The organism is Neopararhizobium haloflavum (assembly GCF_002750855.1).
GTDB lineage: Bacteria > Pseudomonadota > Alphaproteobacteria > Rhizobiales > Rhizobiaceae > Georhizobium > Georhizobium haloflavum.
The window spans coordinates 1-15789 of sequence record NZ_NWUC01000013.1 but is presented as its reverse complement, the minus strand read 5'-3'; the positions used below and the strand labels follow the sequence as shown (position 1 = coordinate 15789).

20 protein-coding genes are annotated in these 15789 nt (G+C 59.5%); 11 read left to right on the top strand and 9 right to left on the bottom strand.

Going from position 1 to position 15789, the window contains the following annotated elements; translation table 11 throughout:
• The first annotated feature begins 584 nt into the window (after nt 1–584).
• From CN673_RS19500 to CN673_RS19490, 3 genes are read left to right on the top strand one after another with little or no spacing between them, the layout of a single operon-like run.
• Entirely contained in the window at nt 585–3023 is a 2439-nt protein-coding gene (locus CN673_RS19500; protein ID WP_099868122.1) for a heavy metal translocating P-type ATPase, read from the top strand.
• 1 nt (nt 3024) lies between these two features.
• Complete coding sequence (gene cueR / locus CN673_RS19495) at nt 3025–3417, top strand: Cu(I)-responsive transcriptional regulator (protein ID WP_099868090.1); 393 nt, start codon at nt 3025–3027, stop codon at nt 3415–3417.
• Nucleotides 3414–3830 (top strand): c-type cytochrome, encoded by a 417-nt coding sequence (locus CN673_RS19490; protein ID WP_245410010.1) that lies wholly within the window; start codon nt 3414–3416, stop codon nt 3828–3830. The genes cueR and CN673_RS19490 overlap by 4 nt, the downstream gene beginning before the upstream one ends.
• A gap of 107 nt (nt 3831–3937) precedes the next feature.
• Here CN673_RS19490 and CN673_RS19485 read toward each other — a convergent pair whose 3' ends face one another.
• Nucleotides 3938–4363, bottom strand: coding sequence for a DUF7282 domain-containing protein (locus CN673_RS19485; protein WP_099868089.1), 426 nt, complete (start codon nt 4361–4363; stop codon nt 3938–3940).
• Nucleotides 4364–4482: 119 nt separating this feature from the next.
• On the opposite strand from CN673_RS19485, the gene CN673_RS21510 reads away from it, so the two are divergent.
• The 3 genes from CN673_RS21510 to CN673_RS19475 all read left to right on the top strand — a co-directional run bounded on the left by CN673_RS21510 (nt 4483) and on the right by CN673_RS19475 (nt 5445).
• Nucleotides 4483–4605 (top strand): hypothetical protein, encoded by a 123-nt coding sequence (locus CN673_RS21510; protein ID WP_280951209.1) that lies wholly within the window; start codon nt 4483–4485, stop codon nt 4603–4605.
• A 98-nt stretch (nt 4606–4703) separates the two neighbouring features.
• On the top strand, nt 4704–4952 hold the full coding sequence (locus CN673_RS19480) for a glutaredoxin domain-containing protein (RefSeq protein WP_099868088.1): 249 nt from the start codon (nt 4704–4706) through the stop codon (nt 4950–4952).
• A 7-nt stretch (nt 4953–4959) separates the two neighbouring features.
• Nucleotides 4960–5445 (top strand): DUF305 domain-containing protein, encoded by a 486-nt coding sequence (locus CN673_RS19475; RefSeq protein ID WP_099868087.1) that lies wholly within the window; start codon nt 4960–4962, stop codon nt 5443–5445.
• Nucleotides 5446–5773: 328 nt separating this feature from the next.
• Here the strand turns inward: CN673_RS19475 and chrA are convergent, their stop codons facing one another.
• From chrA to CN673_RS19440, 7 genes are all read right to left on the bottom strand, one after another.
• Nucleotides 5774–7165, bottom strand: coding sequence for a chromate efflux transporter (gene chrA / locus CN673_RS19470; protein ID WP_099868086.1), 1392 nt, complete (start codon nt 7163–7165; stop codon nt 5774–5776).
• A gap of 1 nt (nt 7166) precedes the next feature.
• Complete coding sequence (locus CN673_RS19465; protein WP_099868085.1) at nt 7167–7982, bottom strand: chromate resistance protein ChrB domain-containing protein; 816 nt, start codon at nt 7980–7982, stop codon at nt 7167–7169.
• Nucleotides 7983–8128: 146 nt separating this feature from the next.
• Nucleotides 8129–8869 (bottom strand): class I SAM-dependent methyltransferase, encoded by a 741-nt coding sequence (locus CN673_RS19460; protein ID WP_099868084.1) that lies wholly within the window; start codon nt 8867–8869, stop codon nt 8129–8131.
• Between the two features lie 161 nt (nt 8870–9030).
• Nucleotides 9031–9753 carry a nickel/cobalt transporter gene (locus CN673_RS19455; RefSeq protein WP_099868083.1) on the bottom strand — a complete coding sequence of 241 codons (723 nt, stop codon included), beginning with the start codon at nt 9751–9753 and terminating at the stop codon, nt 9031–9033.
• A gap of 6 nt (nt 9754–9759) precedes the next feature.
• Nucleotides 9760–10197, bottom strand: coding sequence for a YqaA family protein (locus CN673_RS19450; protein ID WP_099868082.1), 438 nt, complete (start codon nt 10195–10197; stop codon nt 9760–9762).
• A gap of 18 nt (nt 10198–10215) precedes the next feature.
• Nucleotides 10216–11535, bottom strand: a complete 1320-nt coding sequence (locus CN673_RS19445; protein WP_099868081.1) for an MFS transporter — start codon at nt 11533–11535, stop codon at nt 10216–10218.
• A 13-nt stretch (nt 11536–11548) separates the two neighbouring features.
• Nucleotides 11549–11824 (bottom strand): metal-sensing transcriptional repressor, encoded by a 276-nt coding sequence (locus CN673_RS19440; RefSeq protein ID WP_099868080.1) that lies wholly within the window; start codon nt 11822–11824, stop codon nt 11549–11551.
• A gap of 100 nt (nt 11825–11924) precedes the next feature.
• On the opposite strand from CN673_RS19440, the gene CN673_RS19435 reads away from it, so the two are divergent.
• The 4 genes from CN673_RS19435 (at nt 11925) to CN673_RS19420 (ending at nt 15067) form a co-directional block, all read left to right on the top strand.
• A complete protein-coding gene (locus CN673_RS19435; RefSeq protein WP_099868079.1) occupies nt 11925–12302 on the top strand; it encodes a hypothetical protein in 378 nt (125 codons plus the stop codon).
• A gap of 142 nt (nt 12303–12444) precedes the next feature.
• Complete coding sequence (locus tag CN673_RS19430; protein WP_245410012.1) at nt 12445–13098, top strand: HupE/UreJ family protein; 654 nt, start codon at nt 12445–12447, stop codon at nt 13096–13098.
• Between the two features lie 18 nt (nt 13099–13116).
• Nucleotides 13117–13854, top strand: a complete 738-nt coding sequence (locus tag CN673_RS19425) for a hypothetical protein (protein ID WP_099868077.1) — start codon at nt 13117–13119, stop codon at nt 13852–13854.
• A 433-nt stretch (nt 13855–14287) separates the two neighbouring features.
• Complete coding sequence (locus tag CN673_RS19420; protein WP_099868076.1) at nt 14288–15067, top strand: DUF4214 domain-containing protein; 780 nt, start codon at nt 14288–14290, stop codon at nt 15065–15067.
• Between the two features lie 285 nt (nt 15068–15352).
• Here CN673_RS19420 and CN673_RS21600 read toward each other — a convergent pair whose 3' ends face one another.
• The gene (locus CN673_RS21600) at nt 15353–15562 is read right to left on the bottom strand and encodes a DUF1127 domain-containing protein (RefSeq protein ID WP_370853076.1); all 210 of its coding nucleotides are present in this window, start codon (nt 15560–15562) and stop codon (nt 15353–15355) included.
• A 1-nt stretch (nt 15563) separates the two neighbouring features.
• Between CN673_RS21600 and CN673_RS21385 the strand changes: the two genes are divergently transcribed.
• A partial coding sequence (locus CN673_RS21385; RefSeq protein ID WP_245410008.1) for a hypothetical protein occupies nt 15564–15789 on the top strand: 226 nt, incomplete at its 3' end.

Here is a 15789-nt window from a genome sequence, read left to right as displayed (position 1 = left end):
AGTTGATTGCAATGAGTGGTCTATAGCTGTTTGCGGACAAAGTTTGCTGCCGGATATCACGCGGGCCATCGATGCCCTGATCCAGCCACCGGCAGGTCTCCATCAAATAATAACGACTATGCGAACCATCACTGACCGGCATACACTACCATCGGCGTCGAGAGCGATCCCAGGAATGCCTCCCGGATCGCTCGGGGTTTGTAGCGGGCATTGGTCTGGGAGGACGCAGTTGATGCTCGGAGCAGATGTTTACGCCAACAGCTTTGCCAACTGCCATGGTGCCGACCTGGACTGCGAATCCGATTGGAAAATGCGCGATCAGGATGGATACCATCCAGTGCCGTCGCACAGCGAAATTGACCACACCTGGCGTCATCCGCCGGCGAATTAGTGTCCCCGAGTATCAAGTAGGGGATTGCCGAGGCTGTTGGTCTTGGTTGCTATAAGTCACTGATGCCCCATTGTAAAAGAATGTCGACCGATGCGGAGATTTGGTCAGCACTCGGCTATATCGAGGCGCCTTCTTGACATTCCAGTCACTGGAAACATTACCTTGATCTCCAGTGAAAATCGGAGATGCCGATATGACACCGGAAACTTCCAGGGCCAGCACCAATCCGTCGTCTTGCGGACACGACCATCATTATCCTCAAAAGAGTGACCAGGACCATGAAGGTTGCTGCTCGGGACACGGCCACGACGAACCCGTGAGGGCCGCTGGTCCTGGTGAAGCCATCGATCCCGTCTGCGGAATGACGGTGAAGCTCGATGCGGGCAAGCCGTCCTTCGACTGGAAGGGCGAGACCTGGCATTTCTGCTCACAGAAGTGCCACGACCGTTTCGAGGCCGATCCCTATTTCTACCTCTCCGGCAACAGGGCGAGGAAGAGGGAAGGAAAGCCAAAGAGCAATCTTTATACCTGCCCGATGGACCCGGAGATCGTCCAGGAAGGTCCCGGCACATGTCCGATCTGCGGCATGGCGCTGGAGCCGATGGCCGGCGCATCCGATGAACCCAACCACGAACTCATCGACTTCACGCGGCGCATGTGGGTGAGCGCTGCGGCAGCCGTGCCGCTTCTGATCATCGCTATGGGGTCCATGATCGGCCTTCCCGTCAGAAGTTTCATGGGCGAAACGGTCGCGTTGTACGTTGAATTCCTGCTGGCAACGCCGGTCGTCCTTTGGGCCGCGCGCCCCTTCTTCCATCGCGGCTGGACGTCGCTCAAGACGCGTAAGTTCAACATGTGGACGCTGATCATGCTCGGCGTCGGCGCGGCCTATGCCTACAGTGTGGTGGCCACGTTCCTGCCGGGGCTGTTCCCGCATGCCATGCGCATGGGTGGGCATGTGCCCATCTATTACGAGGCGGCTGTCGTCATCGTCGCGCTTGTCTTCGTCGGCCAGGTGCTGGAACTGCGCGCCCGCGAACGCACCGGCGACGCCATCCGCGCGCTGCTCAACCTTGCCCCGAAAACGGCCCGCCGCGTGACGCCGAACGGTGATGAATACGACGCGCCGCTGGAAAATATCGTAGAGGGCGATCGCCTGCGTGTGCGCCCCGGCGAGAGCGTGCCGGTCGACGCCATCGTCATCGAGGGCCGCTCGTCGGTCGACGAGAGCATGATCACCGGCGAGCCGGTCCCCGTCGAGAAGACGGGGGGTGACCACGTCACCGGCGGAACGATCAACGGAAATGGCGGTCTCCTAATCGAGGCGGCGAAGGTCGGCGACGAGACGATGCTCGCGCGCATCGTCGAGATGGTGTCCTCGGCGCAACGCTCCCGTGCTCCGATCCAGGGGCTCGCTGACAGGGTTGCCGCCATCTTCGTGCCGACGGTCGTCGCGGTCGCTATCGCGTCCTTCGCCATATGGCTCATCGTCGGACCGACACCCGCCTTCACCTTCGCCATCGTCTCGGCCGTCTCGGTCCTCATCATAGCCTGCCCCTGCGCCCTCGGCCTCGCGACACCGATGTCGATCATGACGGCGACCGGCCGAGGCGCGCAGGCGGGCGTCCTGATCAAGGACGCCGAGGCACTCGAACGCATGGCGCGCGTCGACACGCTGGTGGTCGACAAGACCGGCACATTGACCGAGGGCAAGCCCAGGCTCACCGATGTCGTCGCGCTCGGCGGCATGAAGGAAGACGATGTGCTTCGGTTCGCTGCCGCGCTGGAAAAGGGGTCGGAACATCCGCTCGCCGATGCCATCGTCACGGGCGCTTCAGGGCGCGGCGTAGAGGTATCAGCGGCCGCCGATTTCGAGGCCGTCACCGGAAAGGGCGTCAAGGGCAGCGTTGACGGACGCTCAGTCGTGCTGGGTAACCGCGCTATGATGGAGACATCCGGCGGTTCGACCGTGGCCGGTGACGAGGCGGCCGACCAGCTCCGCCGCGAGGGCAAGACGGCGATGTATGTTGCTGTCGACGGCACGCTCGCCGGTCTCGTCGCCGTCGCCGATCCGATCAAGCAAACCACGGCGGCCGCCATCAAGGCGCTGCACGACGCAGGGCTCACCATCATCATGGCAACCGGCGATAATGAGACGACCGCGCGTGCCGTTGGCGAAAATCTCGGCATTGATGAGGTTCGCGCTGGCGTGCTGCCTGAAGACAAGAAGGCGCTCGTCGACGAGCTTCACCGTGCGGGCCGCAAGGTTGCGATGGCGGGCGACGGCGTCAATGATGCACCCGCGCTCGCCGCCGCCGAGGTCGGGATCGCCATGGGAACGGGCGCGGACGTTGCCGTCGAAAGCGCCGGGATCACCCTTCTGCGCGGCGATCTCAACGGCATCGTCAAGGCCCGCCATCTGGCGCGGGCGACGCTTGCGAACATCAAGCAGAACCTGTTCCTCGCCTTTGTCTACAACGCGGCGGGCGTACCGATTGCAGCCGGTATTCTCTATCCGGTCACGGGAACACTTCTCTCGCCGATGATCGCCGCCGCCGCGATGAGCCTCTCCTCGGTCTCGGTGATCTCCAACGCGCTGCGCCTTCGTGCAGTGAAGCTGGGAGCTGAATGACATGAATATCAAGACCGCGGGCATACAATCGAACCTCCCGCCCAAAACCATCCGCTACTATGAGGACATCAACCTTATCCGGCCAACGCGGGCCGAGAATGGCTATCGGGACTATTCGGTCCAAGACATCCATCGCTTGCGCTTCCTCCAGAGGGCGCGGAGCCTCGGCTTCACCATTGAGGAATGCAGGCATCTGCTTTCACTCTATGACAACAAGAACCGTGCAAGCGCGGATGTGAAAGCGATGACGTTGGAGAAGATCGATCAGGTCGACCGGAAAATCGAAGAACTGAATGCGCTGAGGGCGACGCTTTTTCATCTTGCCCAGAATTGCCATGGCGACGGTCGGCCGGATTGTCCGATCATCGAGACCCTTGCCGGGGAAGCGCATTGAGCCACGCACACGGGATCGCTCTCAGCGCTGCGGTTGGGCTGGTCGGCCTCGGCATCTTCTTGGCAATGCAGACTTCAGGTCCTCCCGCTTCCGGCAAGGCCATGACGGTCGTCACCGTGCCTGAGTTGCCACGCCAGGCAGAGCGGGGCCGGGCCGCATTCGACGAAAGCTGCGCGTCCTGCCACGGGCAGAATGCAGCGGGGCGGGAAGGCGTCGGGCCACCGCTCGTGCATCGAATATACGAACCGAGCCACCACGCCGATGCCGCATTCCTTGTCGCAGCTCTAAACGGCGCCCGCCAGCATCATTGGGAATTCGGCAACATGGAGCCAGTCGACGGCGTTTCGGAAGCCGAGGTTCGCGACATCATCGACTATGTGCGCAGTCTGCAGCGGGCAAATGGTATCGAATGAGACCTTGTGAGCCAATCGACAGATCAAGCTCAGATTCTCCTGCGAGAAAAATGGGCCGCGCGATGGGATCAGAGCGGCCCATGATGGAGTTGAACTCCGAAGCCGGATTACATCCCGCCGACGGCGAACGGCAGCGCGTAAGGCGTGTTGTCGGGACGCATGCCGGGGGTGTCGACGTCGGTCATGCCTTCGGCGAAGTCGTAGGTGCCGTTGTCGTTGGTCTCATAGTGGATCATCGCGACATATTCGGTGCCTTCCATGGCTCCGCCCTCGACCTCGACCGTGACATTTTCACTGTCACCGGCCGCGACCGCGGTGTGACCGATGGACGCCGGGACCACTGGTTCACCATCTTCGACGGCGTGAATGACGACGTAGCCATCCTGATCGATCTTCACAGACGGGAAAACCACCGCGCCGTCTTCAATGGTCGCGCCGTCGACGTCGATGTTGAGATGGTCGGCATAGGCGATGCCGCCCACCGCGAGCGAAGCCGTTGCTGCAGCTAGGATCGTCTTCATGAACGTTCTCATCTTCACACTCCCTTTGTTGGACGTTCCGGGGATGGCCGGAGTCAGAGTGACTACGAGGAAGCAGAAGCGAAAGTTTCGACAACAAGAGACAGATGGCGAATGAGCGAAGGAGGAGACCGATGATGGAGGATCAGATGGGAAGCGGCGGCATGATGTTCGGCATGGGACTAACCTGGCTGCTGGTGATCGTTGTGTTGGTGCTGGTTTCGGCCGCTGCGATCAAATTTCTTCTGAAGAAGTGACGTTTTTCGGATTTCGGATTTTGAATCCTTCGTGGTGAACAAACGGAGGTCATCGGCGTTGCGCGCAAGTATCACCTGCTCCATTGGAGAGTATCGATATGGATGCAAATGCACCACGTCGGGCCGAGCTGCACCGCATGGCGACCGACGAGCACATCTGCCCTTTTGGGCTCAAGTCGCGCGACCTTCTTCGCCGCAAAGGTTATCAGATCGATCACCACGAGTTGACCGTTCGTGCCGAAAACGACGCCTTCATGGAAACGCAAGGCGTGGAGACAACGCCGCAGACCTTTATTGATGGCGTTGGTAGCAATGGCCGTCTCAACGCTTTTCAATTAGGAGGCTAGTTCCAACATGACCTACGGCCGCTTCTTCGCGATGATCGCCACTTCGACGGTGGTGATGTTCGTTTTGATGTACCTCAACACCTATGCCATCGACCACGTGACTTACAGTCAGACGCGCACCTGGATGGCAATCTATATGGGCGCGGTCATGGCGATCATCATGCTCGCTTATATGTGGTCGATGTATGAGAACTCTGCCCTCAACATTGCTATCATCGCAGTCAGCGCAGTGGTCTTCGCAGCCAGCCTATGGTTGGTCCGTAGCCAAGAGACGGTCGGCGATGTGTCATACATGAAGGCGATGATTCCGCATCACTCCATCGCAATCATGACCAGCAAACGCGCCCAGATACGCGACCCTCGCGTCCGCGAACTGGCCGACGAAATCATCGAAGCTCAAGTTCGCGAAATCGAAGAGATGAAGCGACTGATCAGCGAGCTCGAAGCCAACCCGGTTCCTCACGACGGACCAAACTTGCCCGCGAAGCCCTAAAAAAGGGCCACATATCTGCGTCTCAATCTGATCGCAGTTCTGGATTGGATCCTTGCAGACTATGGGCGCGGTCGATTTCTTTCAGATTATCGACGCGAAGCAGTGTACTCACGAGTTTAATTTGAACCTGGCGTGCCCGGTCCAGCGCATCCTCTAGGGGGTCTGAGCGGAGGTCGAATTAGCGACTAAGCGGTCTGAACTGTGGTCCGGTATCGCATTAGTTTGTAGGAAGTGGTGGGTCGAACTCGCCTAGTCGGCAGAGCAGCAGGGTGACCAAGAATAGGGCGTTCTGGGACAGCAGTGCCGCCGGCATTGACTGGTCCGATTGTCACAACGAGAGCACGGCTCCCAACAGAGCGCAACCAAATAGGACCTTAATCATCCCCATCTTGAATCCGAACACCGCCACCACGGCAGCGGCGGTCAGCGCGAGCGCCGTCCAGTCGACCGTATGGAGAAGCGGAATTTCGATTTCGGTTCCCAATCGGCGCCAGATCGTGACTTCACGGAACAGCGTGTGGATCGAGAACCAAATGGTGAGGTTCGCAATAACGCCCACGACTGCGGCGGTGATTGCCGTCATCGCGCCGGTGAGCGCCACGTTGTCGCGCAGTCTCTCGATGAACGGCGCGCCTAGAAAAATCCAAAGGAAGCAGGGAACGAACGTCACCCATGTCGTTAGGATCGCGCCGAAGGTCGCTGCGACGAGCGGGGTCGATCCACCCGCCTCTCGGTAAGCGGCAAGGAACCCGACGAATTGCACTACCATGATGAGAGGGCCGGGTGTCGTCTCGGCCATGCCCAGCCCGTCCAGCATCTCCCCTGGCTCCAGCCAGCCGAAATTCTGAACCGCCTCCTGCGCGACATAGCCAAGGACGGCATAGGCCCCGCCGAAGGTCACAACTGCCATCTGGCTGAAGAAGACGGCGATCTGGGTGAAGACATCGTCTGGTCCTAGGGCAAGCACGAGCGCGGCGACGGGGAGCAGCCATAAAGCCAGGAGAACTCCCGAGATGCGCAGCGACCAACTGACACTCGGGCGGGCGTGGTTGGGAATTCCGCTGCCGAGCGCGGTGTCCGTATCGGGAACCGCCGACTCCTTACCCGAACCATGCCCGCCGCCGAGGCGAAACCACGGTGAAGCCGCTCGACCGCCGACATATCCTATAAGTCCGGCGATCAGGATGATGACCGGGAAAGGAATATTGAAGGCGAAGATGGCAACAAACGCGACGATGGCAATGGCGACCATCGCCGGGTTTTTCAACACGCGCCCACCGATCCGCAACATAGCCTGCAGCACAACAGCAAGGACAGCTGCCTTAAGGCCGAAGAACAGTCCTTCGACCAAATCGACGTCGCCATAGATGACATAAGCGAAACTCAAGGCGAGAATCGACAGGAAGCCGGGAAGGATGAAGAGTACGCCCGCAACCACTCCGCCTTTGGTCCGGTGAAGAAGCCAGCCGACATAGATCGCCAGTTGTTGTGCCTCCGGGCCGGGCAACAGCATGCAATAGTTGAGCGCGTGCAGGAATCGGCTTTCCCCGATCCATCGCTTCTCCTCGACGAGAATGCGGTGCATAACCGCGATCTGCCCCGCCGGGCCGCCGAAGCTGAGCGCGGCAATCCGCGCCCACACGCTAACCGCTTCCCTGAAGGGGATGTTATGGCGAGAGTTGTCGGCAGTCGCCGGATCGGACTTGGTAATCTGATCCATCTCAGACTCCCGGCCGAGTGTGCGGCCAGTTGTGGGTCTCGCCGGTTGCGTCTCTGCACCAGCGATAAAAGGCGTCGTAGAGAAGCATTCCCGCATCGAGCTGGTCGAGATCGTCGGCGAACATACGCGACAGTCCAAGCGAGGCTGCCAGCAGGCCTGGGGCTTCTGGGGCAATGTCCGGCCGTGAAGTGTCCGCACCCCGCACTATGGTCGCCAGATGCAACAGCGGCTTTATCGAAAGGCCGAACTCCTCGACCATGACGTCGAAGGTGCACAGATCACCGCGATGGCTCCAGAAGACGCCTTCGATATCGAACGGGGCTCCGCCAAATCTTTCGGCCACGGCCAGGACTTCGCTGGGGGTGACGAACAGGAATATGGCGTTGGGATCGACGAACCTCCGTATCAGCCAGGGGCACGCGATCCGGTCGATCTTCGGGCGCGCCCGGGTGACCCATATTGTCCGGCCGTCGCTTTTGGTCGTCGCCAATTTATCCACCGGGATGAGAGGTTGATGCGCATCGCGCCAAGCCTCGAATCCTCCTTCCAGGATTTCGGCGGGGAGCCCGTTGGCGCGAAGAAGCGCCCCGATGCCCTCGCTCAGCTTGTGGCCTTGCTGGCAATACACAATTGAGGGACCGTTTACGGAACCAATCCAATCTTTGAGACAGTCCGCATTGCGCCGCCGTGCCGACGGGATCAGCCGCTGGTCTTCCTCGAAATCGGCTTCCGTCCGGAGATCGATGAGTGTTGGACATTTTGGCGTGCCGACGAGACGGGCGAGCTTGTCAACGGAGATTGCTTTTGTGGATGACATGATGCGTCCTCCCGTTTCAGGGGTTTATGGACGCGATGCTTGGGCTGTCGCCTCGTGGGGAGACCGCATTTCCCCATGCACTTTCATCTCGCTCCTCGATCGAACTGTCAAGAAGCCAATCAGCGATCAGAGATTGGAAAAAGCCCTCAGTCTGAGTGAGTATCAACTGGACCAGCGCGCTTTGCCAGCGCCATCAAAGTCCATCCGAGGCCAAGGCGCTCTTTCAGTCGTTCCACGCGGGTGCCCAGCAATAAGCGGATCGGCAGATTGAGTTTGCGCGAGTTTACCACGCGCATCACGCCCTTGTTGGCTTTCGGGAAGACAGAGAAGAGCTCCAGTATCTCGAAATCATCGGCGAGCAGGGTCTGAAGCTCATCGGCATCGACCCAGCGGCGCAACTGTCCGGGCGCCGGTGGCGCTATTGCATTGAAACGCTGGAGAACTGTTCTGTTCTGTGTCGCCATCATGAGATATCCGCCAGGCTTGAGATGGGACGCCAGCTTGTGGACGAAGGCCTTCTGGTCACGGACATGCGATAACACCTCCAAGGTGACGATCACGTCGAAGATTTTTGTGCCGAAATCGATCTCCATGAAATCGCCCGCGACGAACCGCACTTGCGGATTGCGGAGGTGAGCACGGTCAAGCACCTCATCCGACAGGTCTGTCGCCGTCACCTGGACGAAAGACAACAGCTGCCCGCACAGCCATCCGCTCCCGCACCCCACCTCGAGAATGGCTTGATCGTTGCGACCGAGCGCGTTGAACCAGTCCCGAACGACATCGCCTTGGCGAAGCGACACGTCCTGAATGGATGCTTCGCGGTGAGTGGTGTTCCAGCGATTCCAGAACTGCCGTTGAAGATCAATTGGCGTGGTTTGATGCATGCGACACCTCTCTATGAAAAACAGAGGCTCTCGGGCGGGATCGAACCTTCTTGCGCGACCTTCTCTAACGATGTGGAGCTTCACTTTCCATTGGTAGAAGGGTGCTCAATTTGGAGGGCATTACCCCTTCGGGTGATTAAAATGTCACACGAGACGACTGGCTAGCTTACGTGGAAGAGCGTCGCGATCCCGACCGCTGTGAGGCTCACGCCAGCTCCGCCTTCCAGCAAGCGCCCGAGCGTGTAGAGCTGGTGGGTTGATCTTTGCGCGAAACTCACCAGTCCATCGCGGAAGGTGAGTGCACAGACAGCAACAATCGAAAGCGTAAGGGCGACGCCAGCCAACATCATCAACGCGAATGCGAGTCCTGCTTCGATAACTCCCAAGCTCATCGCGAAGGTCATGACAAAGAGTGTCAGCGGACAAGGGATCAAACCGGCGGCGACGCCAGCAGCGATCCCACGGCCGCCGGTTTGGTCGTGCGATGATCCTCTGATCGCGCGCATCATCATCCAAAGCCCGATCAGCAGGAGCATGCCTCGACTGATATCTTCGAGCAGCGGCGCGCGTCCAATGCTGCCGAACGCGATGGAGACCAGTGGCAGGGAGAAGACAGCGATCAGGATAGACATGCTCACATGCGTTGCCGACAGTGCCAATGAGATGCCGAGACCGCGAACAAGAGAAAAATGCGACCCCACCAGATAAGTCGCCAGTACAGCCTTGCTGTGGCCTGGCGTCAGCGCGTGGACGGCTCCAAAAACAATTGCCATCGGAAGGAAGCCTGCAAAGGCGAGCCAGTTGCCGTCCTCGGAGAAGGCTCTGATGTAGTCCGCGAAGGCGGTGTATATCTCCCGCTGAAGGTCGATGAGTGTCTGGAGCATCACATCCTACGACCAGTTCAATGTGGCCATCATCAGGAGACCGTAACGCGTGGCCTTGGCGAGCGTGACCAGGACGAGAAAGGTTACGAAGGGTGTTCTCAGCAGTCCGGCGACGACGGTCAGCGGATCTCCGATTACCGGCAGCCAGCTCAAGAGCAGCGTCCATTTCCCGTAGCGACCATACCACAATGACGCCCGATCCAGCGCCCGCTCGCTCACGGGAAACCATCGTTTGTCGCGCAGCTCGTTGGCAAAGCGGCCGATGAGGAAATTGACGCAGGAGCCAAGCACGTTGCCGATGCTCGCAGCCGTCAGCAATCCCAAGGGATCGAAACGGTCTGTCAGCAGGAGGCCGACGAGGACGGCTTCCGATCCCGCCGGAACCAGAGTTGCTGCAACAAAGGCGGTGAGGAACAGACCGCCGTAGGCTCCGAGATCATCCATCTGATGAGGCTGCCGCAGTCATCGCTCGCGCGGCCATTCGTGATGCAGATTGTCGATCATGAAGATATGGGCATGGCGGTGACGACCGAGGTGATGCCCTTCCTGCAGATGCGGATCGTCCGGCGGCAGGTCGTCATGCGTGTGTTCGATGACGTCGCTGTCATCGGCTGGCCAGAGCCGGAAGGCGAGCAGGAGTCCGGCAAGAGCGGTTCCCGACAGCACGAGGAATGTCGGCGCGAGGCCAACTACCGCCCCGAACCAACCGGCGAACGGGTAGGTCAGTAACCAGCAGGCGTGCGATAGCGCGAAGTGGGCGGCAAAGACGGCCGCCCGGTCTCCTGGCTTTGCCGAGCGCCGCAGCAGTCGTCCAGACGGCGTCTGAGCGACCGAATAGCCGACCCCGAGACACAGCCAGATCGCCATCAGGGCTTCGAAGGACGAGATCAGCGGTCCCACCGCGAGGCCAAGCGCCAACGCGAGCACGCCGGTCAGCATGACCGTGCGGTCCGCGAACCGGTCGAGCAGGCGCGGCAAGGTCAGCGCGGCGATCATCGAGCCTCCGCCGAAAGCGGCAAGCGCCAAGGCGACGGCGCGCTGGTCGAGCCCGAGAGCGCCCTGAACGAGAACCACCGTGTTGACAATGACCATTGCTCCTCCGGCCGCCACCGACAGGCAGATCGCCAACAAGCCGCGAAGCCTCGGGGTGGCGAGATAAATGCGGCTGCCGCGCGTCGTGCGGTCGTAGATGCCGCGCCTGTCGGTCGGCTTGGGGCTGGGCAGAAGAACCGAAACCACGAGAAGCGCCGAGGCAAGGAAACCAACTACCGTCCCTAGGAATAGAGCGTGGAACGAAACGAAAGCCAGCGCGACAGCCGCCAGCGTGGGGCTGATCAGGTTTTCCAGATCATAGGCCAGCCGCGAGAGCGAAAGTGCATTTGTGTATTCCTTTTCATCGGGCAGGATGTCCGGAATGGTCGCCTGAAACGTCGGCGTGAAGCTGGCCGACGCCGCCTGAAGAAGGAATATGAGGATGTAGACCTGCCAGACCTCCGTGACGAAGGGCAGGATGAGCGCCACGCCCGCCCGCACGACATCGAGAGCGACGAGAAGTGTCCTGCGCGGCAGACGTTCGGCAAACGCTCCGGCGACAGGGGCTATCGCTACATAGGCGACCATCTTGATCGCCAGAGCCGTACCCAGCACCGCCCCAGCCTGCTCCCCTGCGAGGTCGTAGGCCAGAAGGCCGAGCGCGACCGTCGCGAGCCCCGTTCCGAGAAGCGCGATCACTTGCGCCAAGAAGAGATGGCGGTAGGTCCGGTGGGAGAGAACGCCGAGCATGAAGCCAACCTGTTCAGAGATACTTCGCGATGGCCTTGAACTCGTCGAAGACTTGCTTGTGAGCTCTCGGCACCGTCACGTCCGGAAGATCCAGGCAATGGTCGATATGATCCTGGATGAAGGTGCGCTTGGCCTGCTGGACGGCCTTTTCGACAGCCTGCATCTGCTGGGCGACATCGAGACAAGGCCTGCCTGCCTCGATCATGGTGACGATGCTGCGCAGGTGCCCTTCGGCGCGCCTCAGCCGTTTGACGATATCGGGATGGGATGCATGCGCTTGGTTGATCATCTCGATAACCTATCCCCGAGGGGAGGATATGACAACGCCATTTTCTTGCCATCGAATTAAGCGAAACGACTTGTTAGTCAAAGGGGGATATCTCTAGCGCATGCGTTTTCATGTTGTCAGCGCCGTCCGCAGAGCCGCCGTCGCACTCGTGATGGTGCTGGCGCTCGTCGCCATGCCTGTGGGCAGTTCAAGCGCACATGATCCATGGCAGGCGGCGATGGTGGAAGCCGAACGGCACAAAGCGCTGGAGCGTGAGATTCAAGAGCACGGTCACGTTCACGATGATGGTGCGTGGGATGAGCAGTACACCGGCCATTTGCACGGACACAATGCGACCGACCACGCCCATGACACGCCCGCATCCCCGCCGCCCTTCGTGACAGTCCAGATGACCAGGCAGGCCTTATGGGCCAAGCCTGTGCCCGACGATAGGCCGCATGCGCGCCCTTACGAGATTGAGAGGCCGCCACGGGCCTGATGTTTGACGCCGCCTTCGCGCGGGAATCGAACGACATCAAACGTGGAAGTTTCCAATGCACATTCTGCCTGTTTCAGGGCGTTTGCGTTTGCCTCGTGCACTCGCATCGCCACTGACTGCGAGCACGCTCGCATTCCTGCTGATGCTGGCTTTTGCCGGATCGGCATGGGCGCATGCCGTTACGGCGGGCGACCAGGGGTACATTCAGGAAATCAGCGGGGTGAACCTCATCCCGTTCATCTATCTCGGTGCCAAGCACATGGTCACGGGATACGATCACATCCTTTTCCTGCTCGGTGTGATCTTCTTCCTTTACCGGATGGAGCACATCGCCATTTACGTGACGCTGTTCGCCATCGGGCATTCATCGACCATGCTGCTCGGCGTTTATTTCAATGTCGGCATCAACAGTTACATCATAGATGCCATTATCGGTCTGTCGGTCGTCTATAAGGCTCTCGACAATATGGGGGCCTACCAACGCTGGTTCGGGTTCCAGCCGAATACCAAGGCGGCGACTCTAATCTTCGGTCTGTTCCACGGCTTTGGTCTGTCGACCAAGATCCTCGAGTACGACATCGCCGCCGATGGACTCCTGCCCAACCTCCTCGCCTTCAATGTTGGAGTCGAAATTGGCCAACTCCTGGCGCTTGGAGCAATCCTCATCGTGATGGGGTTCTGGCGCAGGACGCCGAGCTTCTTCCGTCATGCCTACACCGCCAACGTCGCCATGATGGTCGCGGGCTTTATGCTCGTCGGCTATCAGATCACCGGCTTCTTCGTGACCCAATCCTGAACTGAAGGACTTTTTCTCATGTATAACAGTGATATGCCCACACGCGCCGAACTGCCCTCGACGGCCAGGCTTCTTCGCTCGACCGGCATCGCGCTCGTCACCGCATCTGCACTTTTGGTGACGGTTGTCCTGCCATCCGAATACGGTATCGACCCGACAGGGGTCGGCAGTGCGCTCAATCTTACCGAGATGGGCGAGATCAAGATGCAGCTCGCCGAAGAAGCTGAGCAGGACGCGGCGATAAACGCCGCCAATCGAACGGTCGTCCCGTCTGGCACCGAAGGCGTCAACCGGTCAGTCGAACAGAATGCGGCAGAATTGCCTTCCGTTGCGCCTGTCGCGCCACCACCGCCCCCCAGCGTGCCGGACGAGCAGTCTTCACTCTTGAGATCCCTGACGGGACTTCTGATTTCACCTGCGGCCGCGCAGGCTGCCGAGATGCGAGAGGATGAAATGACCATCACGCTTGAGCCGGGCGAAGGTGCGGAAATCAAATTGACGATGGTGGAGGGCGAAGTGGCGGCCTTCGCCTGGGCTGTCTCTGAAGGCGGTGCGGTCAACTACGACACACATGGCGACGGTGGAGGCCAGAGCATCAGTTACGAGAAGGGCCGATCAGTTGCCTCCGACCAGGGACAACTCACGGCCGCATTTAGAGGAAAGCATGGCTGGTTCTGGCGAAATCGGGGAGACGAAACCGTGTCGCTGACCATCAGGACGAGCGGCACCTACACGGCAATTGAACGGCTGGTCTGATCAATGTGGGGCGGCGCGTTCGAGCGCCGCCTCCTTCTCAACGACCAGTCTGGAATGACGTTGAACAGTCGCTTATTTCCAATGGTGAGGTCGGTTGCAGAATGGCGGCTGTTCTGAACAACGCTACTGAACTGGACTCGCTGGAAGCGACCGCAGAGCGCAAGCGCTGGTAGCGCTAGAGCATCATCAGAATACCCATAGGCCAGTGATGTGCTGCACGAAAACGGAGAGCGCGGTTGGGGGGATGACCAGCAGTATGGCGAAGAGAAATTGCATGGATCGAGTGTGATCATCGCTTCACCATCTATGATAGGCGCAAAGCCAGTTTCCCACATAGGGACTGCAGTCGTTCAAATGCCGCCGATCGCATTCACAATCCGGCAAGATGCATAGTGTTTGAGTGGGCGGAGTTTGAACGATTGGGGTCAACATCATGGTCAAGTTTTTGCGGCATCCGGTTTTCGGCGATACGACTTTGGAGGACGAGCTTCCGGATGACCCAATTGTAGTCGACGATGATCCGTCTGACGATAACGCTGTCGACGGTGACCACTCGGTAGACGAGGACGCGTCCGACGACAGCGATGACGATGATCTGGCGGACGATGAGCCGGTCGACGAATCGGATACTGGCAGCGACGAAGAGCCGGGTGACGATGAACCATCCGACGACAGCGGATCCGAGATCGTCGTCCTGCCTGGTAAATCGAAGCAGGTGACGATTACGATCGACCCAGAGACGGGTGCCCGGACGATCGAAAATCCAGCAGTCATACTGGTCATCGAAAAGAATGAGAAGGCACGCCTCGATTTTGAGGACGGCACGCTCGATTTCGACGCAGACGGACATGCGGGGAAGGCCTATCGCCTATATGAAGCCGCGTTCGACCGTGATCCGGATCCGGCTGGGCTCGGCTTCTGGGTTCGCCATCTGGAAGAAGGTGACGGCAATTTCGTCGCGATGGCCGCGCTTTTCCTCAAATCCGAGGAGTTCCAGGGCAAGTTCGGCGCGCTCGAGGATGATGAGGCGTTCGTCGAGATGCTCTATCAAAATATCCTTGACCGTGCCGGGGAGGCGGAAGGGATCGCGTATTGGGCGCAGCAGATCGGTGCCGGGGCGGACCGTGCGGCGATGCTGGCGAACTTCGCCGAGGCCGATGAGAATAAGGAAAATCTGGCGAGTGAGATCGACGCTGGCATCTATTATGTCTGAGGCGTTTGCTCAGCAAAAAGAACGCACGTGCTCTGATCCCTGAGCGCTGGACCTTGCTGAACTCGAGTTTTCCTCGCGAAGGTACCTTGGCTGGGACGAGCGGATCATGATGAAGACATCGAGGTTTTCGTACGCGCAGAAGGCGTTCCTTTAGATGCAGGAAGCGGCCGGGTTCCCTGTTACGGAGATCTGCCTGCGGGCGGGGATCAGTCAGGCGACTTCACTTGAGGGCATCAGCGCAAGCACATGAATGCCGACATCGGTTCGTTCGGCGTGCACTCAAGCTCATGGTTTTGGCTCGGAGCAACACCGTCCTCGAAATTCGACGACGTTCGACGTTGGGTCATTCATCGTATCGCGACAACGACCGTCATGCCCTTTGCCATGACCGGGCCGACCGTCAGATTCCGAATGAAACAACTCAGCGACCGCCCAGGGAATCTCAACGCGCTGGACGCCGATGTCATTGAGCTGCCGATCGTCGAGTGACTGGATGATGGCGATGGCCTTCTTCTGCCGCCAGCTGCGAATTGCCGCAGCAAGAACCTTCCTGATTGAAGTCCGGCTGTGTTCGCCTTCGGAATTGCGGGAAGCGAGTGTTTCCGGTCCGGGTTCGGGGAGATGTGACATTGACTCATCCTCTCAATGGCTGCGGAGCTGCCAGCTTCACGCTCGCTCTCAAAGGAGCCACTTCCAGAAAAAGAACGCGCTCATGCTCGCGC